General features: G+C 61.6%; 12 protein-coding genes, 1 tRNA gene and 2 pseudogenes. 3 read left to right on the forward strand and 12 right to left on the reverse strand.

The annotated features are described in order from the left end of the window. The first annotated feature begins 1 nt into the window (after position 1). From F6X59_RS23890 to F6X59_RS23900, 3 genes are all read left to right on the forward strand, one after another. A tRNA-Leu gene (locus F6X59_RS23890) sits at positions 2-80 on the forward strand. Between the two features lie 188 nt (positions 81-268). Next, positions 269-1,282: an extracellular solute-binding protein gene (locus F6X59_RS23895; RefSeq protein ID WP_152958501.1), complete on the forward strand. Its 1,014-nt coding sequence runs from the start codon at positions 269-271 to the stop codon at positions 1,280-1,282. After that, positions 1,282-2,847 (forward strand): iron ABC transporter permease, encoded by a 1,566-nt coding sequence (locus tag F6X59_RS23900; RefSeq protein WP_152958503.1) that lies wholly within the window; start codon positions 1,282-1,284, stop codon positions 2,845-2,847. Before F6X59_RS23895 ends, F6X59_RS23900 begins: the two co-directional genes overlap by 1 nt. Before the next feature lie 50 nt (positions 2,848-2,897). Here F6X59_RS23900 and F6X59_RS23905 read toward each other — a convergent pair whose 3' ends face one another. The 12 genes and pseudogenes from F6X59_RS23905 to hfq form a co-directional block, all read right to left on the reverse strand. After that, complete coding sequence (locus F6X59_RS23905) at positions 2,898-3,272, reverse strand: hypothetical protein (protein ID WP_152958505.1); 375 nt, start codon at positions 3,270-3,272, stop codon at positions 2,898-2,900. Beyond that, complete coding sequence (locus F6X59_RS23910; RefSeq protein ID WP_152958507.1) at positions 3,269-4,240, reverse strand: hypothetical protein; 972 nt, start codon at positions 4,238-4,240, stop codon at positions 3,269-3,271. The genes F6X59_RS23905 and F6X59_RS23910 overlap by 4 nt, the downstream gene beginning before the upstream one ends. Positions 4,241-4,249: 9 nt before the next feature. Then, complete coding sequence (locus tag F6X59_RS23915) at positions 4,250-4,738, reverse strand: type VI secretion system tube protein Hcp (protein WP_152958509.1); 489 nt, start codon at positions 4,736-4,738, stop codon at positions 4,250-4,252. A 233-nt stretch (positions 4,739-4,971) separates the two neighbouring features. Further along, on the reverse strand, positions 4,972-5,463 hold the full coding sequence (locus F6X59_RS23920) for a DUF2867 domain-containing protein (protein WP_152958511.1): 492 nt from the start codon (positions 5,461-5,463) through the stop codon (positions 4,972-4,974). Positions 5,464-5,646: 183 nt separating this feature from the next. Next, positions 5,647-6,531: a methyl-accepting chemotaxis protein gene (locus F6X59_RS29030; protein ID WP_372240509.1), complete on the reverse strand. Its 885-nt coding sequence runs from the start codon at positions 6,529-6,531 to the stop codon at positions 5,647-5,649. A gap of 21 nt (positions 6,532-6,552) precedes the next feature. Beyond that, positions 6,553-7,245 (reverse strand): annotated as a pseudogene (locus tag F6X59_RS29035) (methyl-accepting chemotaxis protein); the annotation flags it as partial. A 519-nt stretch (positions 7,246-7,764) separates the two neighbouring features. Continuing rightward, positions 7,765-9,058, reverse strand: a pseudogene (locus F6X59_RS23930) (adenylosuccinate synthase). Positions 9,059-9,114: 56 nt separating this feature from the next. Next, positions 9,115-10,302: an ATP phosphoribosyltransferase regulatory subunit gene (locus tag F6X59_RS23935; protein WP_152958513.1), complete on the reverse strand. Its 1,188-nt coding sequence runs from the start codon at positions 10,300-10,302 to the stop codon at positions 9,115-9,117. Between the two features lie 301 nt (positions 10,303-10,603). After that, on the reverse strand, positions 10,604-11,473 hold the full coding sequence (gene hflC, locus F6X59_RS23940) for a protease modulator HflC (RefSeq protein ID WP_152958515.1): 870 nt from the start codon (positions 11,471-11,473) through the stop codon (positions 10,604-10,606). Then, positions 11,473-12,651, reverse strand: coding sequence for an FtsH protease activity modulator HflK (gene hflK / locus F6X59_RS23945; RefSeq protein ID WP_152958517.1), 1,179 nt, complete (start codon positions 12,649-12,651; stop codon positions 11,473-11,475). The genes hflC and hflK overlap by 1 nt, the downstream gene beginning before the upstream one ends. 96 nt (positions 12,652-12,747) lie before the next feature. Then, positions 12,748-14,049 carry a ribosome rescue GTPase HflX gene (hflX, locus tag F6X59_RS23950; RefSeq protein ID WP_060510652.1) on the reverse strand — a complete coding sequence of 434 codons (1,302 nt, stop codon included), beginning with the start codon at positions 14,047-14,049 and terminating at the stop codon, positions 12,748-12,750. A gap of 12 nt (positions 14,050-14,061) precedes the next feature. Next, entirely contained in the window at positions 14,062-14,322 is a 261-nt protein-coding gene (hfq, locus tag F6X59_RS23955; RefSeq protein WP_060510654.1) for an RNA chaperone Hfq, read from the reverse strand. Positions 14,323-14,401 lie beyond the last annotated feature (79 nt).

Raw genomic sequence — 14,401 nt, forward strand, 5'->3', positions numbered from 1 at the left:
TGGCGGAATTGGTAGACGCGCTGGTTTCAGGTATCAGTGACCGCAAGGTCGTGGAAGTTCGAGTCTTCTCCTGGGCACCATACAAAAAACCCACTAGCTTGCTAGTGGGTTTTTTCTTGCCTGCGATTTTTGCATCCCCCTCCCTCCTCCCTCCAAAGCCCGGCATTACACGTTAGTCTGCCGATGAATTTCTCGTCACCCGGCCACTTGAGAAACGATTTCGTTTACCATTGTTCCGAATATGTAGCCGAAGCGAGGAAGTACCCGCATGACGATCCGCCCGCAACCGCTGATGCGTACCCTGGCTGCCGCAGTTCTGAGCCTGGTGATCGGCGCTCCGGCCGCCCTGGCAGACGAACCGGTCACGCTGACCATGTACAACGGCCAGCACAAGGAAATCGGCGAAGCCATCGCCAAGGCCTACGAGGCCAAGACCGGTATCCACATCAATATTCGCAAGGGCAGCAGCAACCAGCTGGCCAGCCAGATCATCGAGGAAGGCAACCGCTCGCCGGCCGACATCATCTATACCGAAGAGTCGCCGCCACTGAACAACCTGGGCGAGCTGGGCCTGCTGGCCAAGATCGACGACGCCACGCTGAACATGCTGCCCAAGGAATACGTGGGCGCCAACGGCACCTGGATGGGCGTTACTGCCCGTACCCGCGTGGTGGTGTACAACCCGAAGAAAATTGACCAGAAAGACCTGCCGACCACCGTGATGGACTTCGCCGGCCCAGAGTGGGAAGGCCGCGTCGGCTACGTGCCCACCAGCGGCGCGTTCCAGGAACAGGCTGTGGCCATCCTGAAGATGCACGGGCGTGAAGCCACCGAAGAATGGCTGACCGGCCTGAAAGCCTTCGGCAAGACCTACACCAACAACATGGTCGCCCTGAAGGCCGTGGAAAAAGGCGAAGTCGCTGCGGTGCTGGTCAACAACTACTACTGGTACGCCCTGGAGCGCGAGCGCGGCAAGCTCGATTCCAAGCTCTACTACCTGGCCGACGGCGACGCCGGTAACCTGGTGACCATCTCCGGTGCTGCCGCGGTCAAGGCCAGCAAGCATCCGAAGGAAGCCCAGGCCCTGCTCAACTGGATGGCCAGCGAAGAAGGCCAGCGCGTGATCACCCAGACCACCGCCGAGTACCCGCTGCACAAAGGCATGGTCTCCGACCGTGGACTTAAACCATTCGAAGAGCTGCGCCCGCCGAAGATCTCACCAGCCGACCTGGGCAATGCCGAGGAAGCGATCGAGCTTGAACGCGAGGTCGGCCTGCTCTGATGACTGCCGCCCTGTCCACGCCTGCGCAGGTACGTTACGTGCCGCGCCGCAAGCGCCCCTCGATCTGGGTGCTGCTGCCTGTGCTGTTCCTGGTGGCGATGAGCTTGCTGCCGTTGCTGTACGTCGCCATGAAAGCCTGGGAAGCCGGCTGGCGCGAAGCCCTGCACCTGCTCTGGCGCCCGTTCGTCTGGGGCCTGATGCGCAATACCCTGATGCTGATGGCCGGGGTGACGCTGGCGTGCATGGTGGTCGGCCTGGCCCTGGCCTGGCTGCTCGAGCGCAGCAACCTGCCTGGCCGCCGGCTGTGGGGCGTGGTGCTGTGCCTGCCGTTCGCCGTGCCGTCGTTTGTCAGCAGCTTCACGTGGGTATCGCTGAGCTCGGACTTCGAAGGTTTGGGCGGGGCGATCCTGGTCATGGCACTGTCCAAGTACCCGCTGGTGTTCCTGCCGGTGGCGGCGACCCTGCGCAACCTCGACACTTCGCTTGAAGAGTCGGCGCGCACCTTGGGCTACAGCCGCTGGGGCGTATTCCGCAAGATCACCCTGCCGCTGCTCTGGCCGTCGATGCTGGGCGGTGCGTTGCTGATCGCCCTGCACATGCTGGTCGAGTTCGGCGCGCTGTCGATCCTCGGCCTGCAGACCTTCACTACGGCGATCTACCAGCAGTTCGAACTGGAATTCAGCAACGCCAACGCCGCCATGCTGTCGGCGGTACTGTTGGCGATGTGCCTGCTGATGCTGTGGCTGGAACTGCGCGTGCGCGGCAAGGCGCGCCACGTGCGCATCGGCCAGGGCGTGGCACGTCGCGGGCAGCCGGTACGGCTGCGTGGCTGGATGCCGTTGGCGCAACTGTTCTGCCTGAGCCTGGCGATTCTCGGCAGCGGCATCCCGCTGGCCATGCTGGGTTACTGGCTGAGCGTGGGTTCGTCGGCCGCCTTCCCGGTGGCGGCGATCAGTAAAGCGCTGCTGACTTCGCTGTCGGTGTCGCTGGGTGGCGCAGGCTTCTGTGTACTGCTGGCGCTGCCGGTCAGCTTCCTGGTGGTGCGCTACAAAGGCCGCCTGGCAATCTGGGCCGAACGCCTGCCATACCTGCTGCACGCCCTGCCCGGCCTGGTGATTGCGCTGACCTTGGTGGTGTTCTCGCTGCACTACGTGCCGGCGCTGTACCAGACCACCGCGTTGCTGCTGCTGGCTTATGCGCTGCTGTTCCTGCCTCTGGCCCAGGCGCCGGTGCGCACCGCGCTGAACAAGGCTTCGCCGACACTCGAAGAAGCAGCCCGCACTTTGGGCGCCAGCAGCTTTGCAGCGTTTTGCCGGGTGACCTTGCCGATCATCTTCCCGGCGCTGGCGGCGGCGTTTGCGCTGGTGTTCCTTGATGCCATGAAGGAGCTTACCGCTACTCTGCTGCTCAGCCCGACTGGCATGACCACCCTGGCCACTGAGGTCTGGGCGCATACCGCCAACGTCGAGTTTGCGGCGGCGGCGCCTTATGCGGCGTTACTGATTGTGGTTTCGGGGTTGCCGGTGTATTTGCTGACTACCCGGATGTACTTGAACAAGGCTTGAGAACGAATCCAGGCTGGCAAGCAGCCTGGATTTTTGAACGACACACGAGCTTACCTCCAGTACTCTATCCAAACAAAAAACAGCACAATCAGTGCAATCAGAAAAATTTGTACAGACCACAAGCGCACTAACAACTTCTGCAGGTCGGCGGGAGCCTTAGCAAGGTCATCGCCATCTAATAGACCCTTTCGAACGCTAAAATATTTCATAGATAGCATTGCAGAAATTGACCCTAGCCGCATGACTTTCCCGAGCAACCCGGCATGAGAATATATTTCTCTATTTACAGCCACCATTCGACTATTTGACAAGGCTGATTCGATACGATCCAGATATCGATGTGCAACGAATATCCATACACCAAACATAAAATACGGCGAAATAATCGCGAATACCCCAAGCACTGCCAGGTGCAAGTTACTCATCGCACTGCCTCGTACAAAATCTCCCCTACTCTTTCTCCCAACATCTCGCCAAACTCACCCCCAGCAATACCTCCAGCCGCTCCCCCCAGTACCGCGCATGCGAAAGTTGCCGTTCCACCGGTGGGAACGCCTAAGGCAACACAAGCTATTGGCCCCAATACGCCCCCGACTTTCCCACCAATTCCTCCTAGCCCCAAACCCGCGACTAGCGAACTCCTCTCGACATACTTAGCCTTTTTACACTCATCCTCCCGCCCAAGCACGCAAGCGTTACGAATTGACAGCTCGGTTGACGCCACTTCAAGCGCCATCCCCAAATACGCACCTTTTTTTACCCAATTAGCCGCCTTAGCCACGCCAGATATTTTTTCTGCGTACCCTTTAATCTCACCACCGTGAAGAAATCTTTTGGTGGATATATCCAGTGCATGCTTGATTTTACCCCGATTGCGCAATCCGGCCCCATACGCAGCCATACTGTCTAGCTGCGCCTCCAACGTCAGAAATAACGCTGTACGTTTCGAGTAGAATACATCACGAGCTTTCAACGTACCCTGATGCAAATAATTTCGGTGGAGCCGTTCTATCTCCTCTAACGTTTTCTTGATCGCTTCAAGATGCTTACTCCAAGCGTCACTAGCGGTACCAGCGCCGATGGACCCACGAGCCAGCAAGCTCTGCAGCAGCTCAAAATTCTCCAGAAGGAACCCGTCAAGCCCACCGCCGTTCAATTCGATATCAAGGTGTATACCCAACGCCTTACCCATGAGAAATGCCTCATGAGCAGTACAGGACGGTGTGCTTGGGTCACCCACGATTATCAGTTCGCCAGGGAAAACAACAGTGTTGACGATATGCGCATTCAAAACATCAAACTTGGCCCGCTGGTTCCCGTTCATGGGTGTATCGGCCCTCAGCGACTCATAGGACTGCGCTTTGGGATTAATGTAGCTACGAGCCTCGGACATGGTCGCACCTCACGCATACTTCTTGTTACTGATGCGATCCCAGCCACCGGTTACATTGCCACCGGCGCTGCCATCGAGACGTTTCTGCCGCGTGTAGGTGGTCTTGATGCGGCCATAGTTCAGTTGCACCACCTCCATGGGCACCCCGGTGCTGGCGCTCTGGGCGTAGTCGGCGATGATCACTTCTTCGAGGACCACTTCGAAGTACTTGAGCTTGTCGCCACCCGCACGACACAGCACCAACTTCACTTCCTTCAGGTGCTGACCGGCACAGCTGGCCTCCAGCAGCTTGCAGCTGGCGCTGTCCAGGTACTTGGTGAAGGAGAAGTTGGTGAGTGTGGTACGGCCTGATGATGCGCCGCCAGCAGAGCTTGCGGTGGCAGAGGTGCTCTGGTTGGCGCCGAACTTGTAGCCCGCAATCTCGATCCAGTTGGTGAACTGCTCGTCCAGTGCTTCGCCAGCAATTTCGGTGATTTGAATATAAGCATCGAAAGCCATGCTTACCTCTCCTTGGCAATATTTGGGCTGAATAACGACAGCGCTCTCGCATTGTCGTCTTGCGGTTGTGCCTGAAAAGCAAGACGGCGGATTAGCGCTGTCGCCTCGGGGCCCGATTGACACTAGTTCCCTGCGCCGAGCCACGCAATAGCACGCACGCTCCCAAGCAAACTTTGGGAAATTGCCTACAAGATCGGATAAAAATTCTGATTTATTAGGTAAGAATATATTGCTTACCGACGCTTGAAACGGTGGCCCTGCAGGTTGCCCAGCATCCGCCGCACGATCACACCATGAACCCTTCCGACCGGCACCATGTACAAACGGCCGAAGGTGTTGAAACACTTTACCGATGTGGTCACGTTCAACTTCGCGAGGCTGCACTCCCCTGTCGACACATCCATGCAGACCATGACGGCCAGGTGCGTATCACGAGAAGCCAGAACCAGTTGCTGGTCGCTGATGGCCTCGACGGTGAAGAAGTCCAGGCGCTCACCGACGACGGGCACATGCCCTGGATCGCGGGGAGTGAAGCCGTGGATATCGGCGACATTGAAACGACGTGAGATGAAGTCGCGGATGCGGAAGGCCTTGGCCAACCAGCCGGGGACGTCCGAGGTCATGGCGCAGTAGGCTTGCAGGGCGGTCATCGGGGCAGTGAGCTGTACGCTGTCACTGTGCAGGAAATTCAGTTCGGCCTGGGCGGCGACCAGTTGGGCGGACATGAGCAACTCCCTTTGTCATGTGTCGCCGACAGCATAGCAACATGACTCGCTGCAGGAGCGCCTTGTGTCGCGAAAGGGCTGCGCAGCAGCCCTGGGATTTCTGCTTCAACGCTGAAATTGCCGGGGCCGCTTTGCGGCCCTTTCGCGGCACAAGGCCGCTCCTACTAATGGACCGCGCAAGCTTCAAGCCCGGAACTGACCGAGACTGGCACGTAACTGGGCCGCCAGACCATCCAGTACCTTGCTGCTGGCCGTGGTCTGCATCACCACCTCGGCCGAACGCTCGGCCTGGGCATGGATGTTCTCCACCCGTCCCCGTACCGCCTGCGCGCCGTGTGCTTGCTGCTCGGCAGCGCGAGTAGCCAGGCCGATAGCCGCGTGCACCTGCTCCACCGCAGCCTGCACCGATTGCTGGCGACGCTCATTGTCCCGCAACACCAACAACCCTTCGCTGGCCTTGAGCCCAGCTTGACCGATGGTCGCCACCGCTTCCTTGGCACCTTTCTGCAGCGCGGCAATGTGCGCCTGAATGTCGCCGGTAGAGCTCTGGGTCTTGCTCGCCAGCGCCCGTACCTCATCGGCCACTACGGCAAACCCACGGCCAGTCTCGCCAGCGCGTGCGGCTTCGATTGCGGCGTTGAGCGCCAGCAGGTTGGTCTGTTCGGCAATGCCATGGATGACGGTCAGCACCACTTCGATCTGTTCGCTCTGCTTGGCCAGGCGCTCGATCACCTGCGAGCCGGTCTCCACCTGCCCGGCCAGGTTCTCGATCAGGCTCGCCAGTTGCGTCGAGGAACGGCTGTTCTCATCGGTCGCCTGGCGAATGTCCACTACCTGCTGCAACGCTGCCTGCATGGCATGGCTTTCAGCCTGGGCCTCATCAGCCATGCTCGACAGGTCGCGCAGGCTGGCGGCCACTTCATCACGCTGCAACGCCGCTGCGGCATCGGCACCGGCGTTACGCTGGGCCATGGCACCGATCTCGACCCCGGTACGCTGGGCCACTTCGCCAGCCTCACGCACGATGGGCTGCAACTTGTCGACGAAGCGGTTGACCGCCGAAGCCATATCGCCGATCTCGTCGCGGCTGTCGAGGGTCACGCGCTTGGTCAGGTCGCCTTCGCCAGCGGCAAGGTCGTTGAGCGCGGCGATCAGCAGGCGCAGCTTGCTGAGCACGCGGCGGCCTAGTACTACGGCGACCACCAGAAGAACACCCAGGCCAACCACCACCAGGCCCAGGCCAATCCGCCAGCGCAGCTCGGCAGCCGCATCGCGCACGGTCTGTGCCGTGTTGGCCTGCATAGCGGTGGCGCTGGCCTGTGCGGTCTCCAGGCGCTCGCGCAGGGCCTTGCCACTGTCGGCGGCCGCCGCGCCCAGGCTATCGCCAACCAGCTGCTCACCGCTGGCGATCAGGGCGCTGAAGCGCTGGTCGAGGGCCTTGAGCGCCTGGTCAACGCCGGCCGTGGAAACCCCCATCAGGACTTTGCCGATCTCGGCACCATTGGGGTTGATCGACGCTTCGACGAAGTACACCGACGGGTCGCGACGCGCGGCGTCGAGCACCTTGTCCAGCGCCCGCTCGCCCTGCCCCTTCTCGATCAGCGCCTGGTTGATCGGGTTCTGCCGGTTCAAGTAGCGGGTCAGGTGCTGGCCCTGGGCATCGTCATAGATCACGAACAGCACGTTGGGGTTGCGCTGGGCCCGACGGGCGAAGTCGGAGAGCATCGGCACATCGTTGTCCCAGATCGCCCGCGGGGCGACCGAGGCCAGCAGCTCGGCCATGTCGTTGGCCGAGTCCTTGAGATTTTTCTCCAGGGTGGCGCGCAACTGCTGCTGTTCATCCTGCAGCCGGGTGGACAGGCCCGCACTCAGACGCTGGCGGGTGCTGCTGGAAAGACTATCAAGGCCCCCGCGCACGTCCTGCCCGGCCTGCTCCAGCTCACCAGCGAGCTGGCGGCTGTCTTTGCCCAGGCGCTCACCCAGGTCAGCCTCCAAGGCCGTCACGGTGCTACGGGTCAGCGCAACAGCAACCAGCACCTGCACCAAAAGGGCGATACCAAGGGCAACAAACACAGGCCGCAATAGGCGGCTTCGTAACAGTGAAAGGATGGCAGACACGGTGTAACCCTCGTGTTTTCTGGCGCCACTATTTTGATGGCATCTACAGAAACTTCTTACAGCAAGGGTTGTGCCGTACACAGCAGGGATAAGCGCCAAGGTCTAGCAACCAAGCCTGCGCCACAAATGAAAACGCCGCGATCCTTTTCAGGACCGCGGCGTCAGATCAGCCTGGAGGGCAGATCAGGCGAACGGATGACGCAGGACGATGGTCTCGTTGCGGTCCGGGCCGGTCGAAATGATGTCGATCGGCGCGCCTACCAGCTCTTCGATACGCTTGATGTAGTCACGCGCAGCTTGCGGCAGCTCTTCCAGGGTTTTCACGCCCAGGGTCGATTCGCTCCAGCCTGGCATCTCTTCGTACACCGGCTCCAGGCCGATGTAGCTGTCGGCATCGGAAGGGGCGTCGATGACGGCACCGTTCTCGTTCTTGTAGCCAACGCAGATGTTGATGGTATCCAGGCCGTCCAGCACGTCCAGCTTGGTCAGGCAGATGCCCGAGATGCTGTTGACGTCGATGGCGCGACGCAGGATGACGGCATCGAACCAGCCGCAACGACGGGCACGGCCGGTGGTCGAACCGAACTCGTGGCCACGCTTGGCCAGCGTGGCGCCGGTTTCGTCGAACAGTTCGGTCGGGAATGGACCGGAACCCACGCGAGTGGTGTAGGCCTTGGTGATGCCCAGGATGTAGTCCAGGTACATCGGGCCAACGCCGGAACCGGTGGAGATGCCACCAGCGGTGGTGTTGGAGCTGGTGACGTACGGGTAGGTACCGTGGTCGATGTCCAGCAGCGAGCCCTGGGCGCCTTCGAACATGATGTCCTTGCCAGCGCGACGCAGGTTGTGCAGCTCGGCGGTGACGTCGAGCATCATCGGCTTGAGCTGTTCGGCGTAGGCCATGCACTCGTCCAGGGTCTGCTGGAAGTCGATGGCCGGCTCTTTGTAGTAGTTCACCAGCTGGAAGTTGTGGTAGTCCAGCAGCTCACCCAGCTTGGCGGCGAAACGCTCACGGTGGAACAGGTCGCCAACGCGCAGGCCGCGGCGTGCGACCTTGTCTTCGTAGGCTGGGCCAATGCCGCGGCCAGTGGTGCCGATCTTGGCTTCGCCACGGGCCTTTTTCACGGGCCTGGTCCAGGGCCACGTGGTACGACAGGATCAGCGGCGCAGCCGGGGAGATGCGCAGGCGCTCGCGCACCGGTACGCCTTTCTCTTCCAGCTTGGTGATTTCACGCATCAAGGCGTCCGGAGCAACGACCACGCCGTTGCCGATCAGGCACTGTACGCCTTCACGCAGGATGCCCGAGGGAATCAGGTGCAGAACGGTTTTCTCACCGTTGATCACCAGGGTGTGGCCCGCGTTGTGGCCACCTTGGTAGCGCACTACGGCGGCAGCATGTTCGGTCAGCAGATCGACGATCTTGCCTTTGCCCTCATCACCCCACTGGGTGCCCAGGACGACGACATTCTTACCCATTACATTGGTCCTCATTCACGCAAACTTGGTTGCCGGCCTACTGCCGACGCAGAAACTCACTGGGCCAGCGGCAGAACCTGCCAGCGCCCGTCTTGCTGAATCAATTGCCGATCACAATCCGCCTCGAGAGCAGCACTCAACGGCTGGCCAGGCAGAGCCTGGACCACACGCTGGCCCTCGTTGCGCAACTGGCAGACCTGCTGCCAGAGGGCCGCGTCGCCACTGTCCGGCATCCAGATGCCGCCAGTTGGCAATACGACCTCCGCTCGCCCCAGTGTGACCAGGGTCTTCAAATCCGTGGAGAAACCGGTGGCCGGGCGTGCCCGGCCAAAGTCGGCGCCGATGTCGTCATAGCGGCCGCCCTGGGCGATCGATTGACCTTCGCCCGGCACGAACACGGCGAACACCACGCCGGTGTGGTAGTTGTAGCCGCGCAGCTCGCCGAGGTCGAAGTACAGCGGCAGGTCCGGGTAGCGCGACGCCAGGCGATCGGCGATCGCCAGCAGGTCGTCGAGCGCCGCCAGCACACTGGCCGGGGCACGGCCCAGGCGCACACGGGCTTCGGCCAGTACTTCACGGCCACCGCACAGTTCGACCAGGGCGCGCAGCATGTTGCCCAGGTCCTTCGGCAGGTCGGCGGTCAGTGCCTGTACTTCGTCGACGGACTTGCGCTGCAAGGCGTCGAACAGCTGCTGCTCGACCGCGCCCGACAGGCCGGCGGCACGGGCCAGGCCGCGGTAGATACCGACATGGCCAAGGTCCATGTGCACATCTGGCACATCGGTCAGTTGCAGCGTGGCGAGCATCAGGCTGATGACCTCGACGTCGCTGCTCGGGCTGGCATCGCCGTACAGCTCGGCACCCAGCTGGATCGGGCTGCGCGAGGTGGACAGAGCACGCGGCTGGGCGTGCAGCACGCTGCCGGCGTAGCACAGGCGGCTCGGGCCTTCACGGCGCAGGGTGTGGGCGTCGATGCGCGCCACCTGCGGGGTGAAGTCGGCGCGGAAGCCCATCAGGCGGCCCGACTGCGGGTCGACCACCTTGAAGGTGCGCTGATCCAGGTCCTGGCCGGCGCCGGTGAGCAGCGACTCCAGGTACTCGATATGCGGGGTGACGACCAGCTCGTAGCCCCAACTCTGGAACAGGTCCAACACCTGGCGGCGCGCGATCTCGATGCGCGCAGCCTCAGGTGGCAGTACTTCCTCGATGCCATCTGGCAGCAGCCAGCGGTCTACCGTTGCCATTACGCCATTTCCCCTCTGGTCCGGGCGGCTTGCCAGCTGGCGAGCCGTCAGTAAAGCCGGTATCGCGCACAGCAGCGGGCAGCACTGATCCCAGCGCAGCCACCGTACCCGATACCCTCAAATTGCCTTGCGACCTGACCAAACCGTCAACTGGCGCTTTGCCAATCAACCTTGCAGACGCAAAAAAGCCGGGAAATTTCCCGGCTGCCTCATCATACACCCCTTTTCATTCAGGATGCACCCCGCCTGGTGTTTTAGCTGCCAGGCGGGGCGCTGCTGCATGAAAATCAGGGCCTGAGCATCACGGCTTGCTCTTGTCCAGGAAGCGGAAGAACTCGTTCTTCGCGTCCAGTACCAGCACGTCGTTCTTGCTCGAGAAGCTGTCGCGGTAAGCCTGCAGGCTACGGTAGAACGCGTAGAAATCGGCGTCCTGAGTGTAGGCCTTGGCGTAGATGGCGGCCGACTGGGCGTCGCCGTCACCGCGGGTCTCTTCCGCTTCGCGGTAGGCTTCGGCCAGCAGTACACGGCGCTGACGGTCGGCATCGGCGCGAATACCTTCGGCCAACTCGTTACCTTTGGCGCGGTGCTCGCGGGCTTCACGCTCACGCTCGGTGCTCATGCGGTCGAACACGCTGCGGTTGACTTCCTTCGGCAGGTCGATGGCCTTGACGCGCACGTCGACCACCTCGATACCCAGCTCCTTGCTGGCCATGCGGTTCAGCGATGCGGTGATGTCAGCCATCAGCGCGTCACGTTCACCGGAAACCACCTCGTGCAGGGTACGTTTACCGAACTGGTCACGCAGGCCGCTTTCCAGACGACGCGACAGACGCTCGTCGGCGATCTGCTTCATGCCGGAAGTGGCGGTGTAGAAGCGCTCGGCATCCTTGACGCGCCACTTGGCGTAGGCGTCGACCATCACCGCCTTCTTCTCCAGGGTCAGGAACCGCTGGGTCGGGGCATCGAGGGTCATCAGGCGTGCGTCGAACTTGCGTACCTGGTTCACGTACGGAATCTTCACGTGCAGGCCCGGCTGGACATCCGCCTGGACTACCTTACCGAAGCGCAGCAGTACCGCACGCTCGGTCTGGGACACGATGTAGAAGCTGTTCCAGGCCACAATGGCCAGAACCACGGCGGCGATCAGGGCGATCAGCGATCGGTTGCTCATCAGCGGCTCTCCCTAGTGCGCAGTGGCTGCTGTTGCTGTTGCAGGTCCTGCGCGGCACGTGCGGCCGCATCGTTGACCGACGGGCTGACGCTGGTGCTTGGCGCGGAAGCGTTGCGGCTGCCTTCGACCATCTTGTCCAGCGGCAGGTAGAGCAGGTTGTTCTGCCCGTCCTTGGCCGTGACCAGGACCTTGCTGGTGTTGCTGTAGACCTCTTGCATGGTCTCCAGGTACAGGCGCTGACGGGTCACGTCAGGGGCCTTGCGGTACTCGGCGACCAGCTTGGTGAAGCGGTCGGCCTCACCCTTGGCGCGGGCGATGACTTCGTCGCGGTAACCGTTGGCGTCCTCGATGATGCGCTGGGCCTGACCGCGGGCTTCCGGCACCACGCCATTGGCGTAGGACTCGGCCTGGTTGCGGGCACGCTGCTCGTCTTCACGGGCGCGGATCACGTCGTCAAAGGCTTCCTGCACTTCACGCGGGGCTGCCGCGCTCTGTACGTTGACCTGGGTGACGGTGATACCGGTGCGGTAGTTGTCGAGGAAGCGCTGCAGGCGCTCGCGGATATCCACGGCCATCTGCTCACGACCCTCGGTCAGCACCTGGTCCATCGAGGTGGAACCCACCACGTGGCGCAGGGCACTGTCGGTCGCATGCTGCAAGCTGACCTCAGGCTGGTCGACGTTGAGCACGAAGTCCTGCAGGTTGCTGATCTTGTACTGGACGGTCAGCGGCACCTCGACGATGTTCTCGTCTTCGGTGAGCATCTGCCCCTGCTTGGTGTAGGCACGCTCGCGCGTGACGTTTTCCATGTACTTGCGATCGATTGGCGGGAAGTAGATGTTCAGGCCGGGACCGACCGTCTCATAGTACTTGCCGAAGCGCAGCACTACGGCTTGCTCCTGCTCGTCGACCACGTACACGGCGCTGTACAGCCAGATTGCAGCGAGCACCGCCAGGCCGATGCCCAGCAGGCCGTAGCCGCCACCCTTGCCGACATTGCGGTCACCGCCGCCACGTTTCTTGCCACTGCCGAACATGCCGTTCAGGCTGTCCTGCAGCTTGCGGAAGGCCTCGTCCAGATCCGGCGGACCCTTCTTGTCGCCACCACCGCCGCCACCGCGACGGCCGCCCCAGGGATCCTGATTGTTCGAGTTGCCACCCGGCTCGTTCCAAGCCATAGCGCTCTCCATCTGATAAAGCAAAGACGCGCCCACGGCGCGCCGTCCAATGCTACAGAATGCCTGCCACTGCTGCCCGGCGACCTCACCGGGCATTTATTGCAAAGTGTGTTGCTCGACAAACACTTGCGGCTCCATGCCCTCACGACTGACCAGGCGATTCAACTCGACCCTGGGCAGGCGAACACTCAGCAGGCTGCGCCCTTCTTCGTCATGCTCTTCACTTCGCACGGCACCCAGGGCAAAGAATTGCGCGCGCAAGCGGGCAAAACGCTGCTCCAGGCACAGGGTGCCGACAAACAGATCATCCCCCAACAACTCGGCAATCGCCTGGCCGACAAGCTCCAGGCCACGTCCATCTCGTGCCGACACCCAGACCCGCTGCGGCTTGCCATCGGCATCGCGCTGAATCTGCGGCTCGACATCTTCAAGCAGGTCGAGTTTGTTATAGACCTCGAGGATCGGCAAGCCTTCGGCACCGATCTCACCCAACACGGCCAGCACTTGCTCGATCTGCTCCATGCGCTCTGGCTCATGGGCGTCGATCACATGCAGCAGCAGGTCCGAGTTGCTCGATTCTTCGAGCGTAGCCCGAAATGCCTCGACCAGCTTGTGCGGCAGGTGACGAATGAAGCCCACGGTGTCGGCCAGCACGATCGGGCCCAGGTCGGCCAGTTCGAGCCGGCGCAGGGTCGGGTCGAGCGTGGCGAACAACTGATCGGCCGCGTACACCTCGGATTCGGTCAGGGCATTGAACAGTGTGGACTTGCCGGCGTTGGTATAGCCGACCAACGAAACCGAAGGGATATCCGCGCGCTTGCGGCCACGACGGGCCTGCTCACGCTGGCTGCGCACCTTTTCCAGGCGCCCCTTGATCTGGCGGATGCGTACCCGCAGCAGACGGCGGTCGGTCTCCAGCTGGGTTTCACCCGGGCCGCGCAGGCCGATACCACCCTTCTGCCGCTCAAGGTGGGTCCAGCCGCGCACCAGCCGCGTGCTCATGTGGTCGAGCTGGGCCAGTTCGACCTGCAGCTTGCCTTCATGGGTACGCGCCCGCTGGGCGAAGATGTCGAGGATCAGCCCGGTACGGTCAAGCACACGACACTCGAAGACTCGCTCGAGGTTGCGCTCCTGACTGGGCGTGAGGGTGTGATTGAAAATCACCAGGTCTACCTGTTCGGCTTTGACCAGGTCGCGCAATTCCTCGACCTTGCCGCTGCCAATCAGGTATTTGGCCGTAGGCTGATGCCTGGCTACCGTGGCCAACGAGACGATGTCGGCTCCGGCCGACAGTGCCAGTTCCTGAAACTCCTGCGGGTCTTCGCGCGCCTCAGGGTTCTGACCTTCCAAGTGAACGAGCAGCGCCCGCTCACCACCACCGTGGCGCTCAAAGAACAATGCAGGCTCCTATCAGGCGTTGCCTGGCTCGCTGTCGCCGTGCTCGCCGTCGGTCGGGCTTGGCAGGCGGACCGGACGGGCCGGAACTACGGTCGAAATGGCGTGCTTGTAAACCATCTGGCTGACGGTGTTCTTCAGCAGTACCACGAACTGGTCGAAGGATTCGATCGAGCCCTGCAGCTTGATCCCGTTGACCAGATAGATCGATACCGGGACCTTTTCTTTTCTCAGTTGGTTCAAGTAAGGGTCTTGTAGCGAATGCCCTTTTGACATATGCCGCACTCCTGTAAGGATAAATAATTAGAAAATCAGAAAAATTGATAAGTCAGGCCGCCCCTTCGCAAGAATAGAC

It is taken from the genome of Pseudomonas sp. MN1F, assembly GCF_009391885.1.
GTDB lineage: Bacteria > Pseudomonadota > Gammaproteobacteria > Pseudomonadales > Pseudomonadaceae > Aquipseudomonas.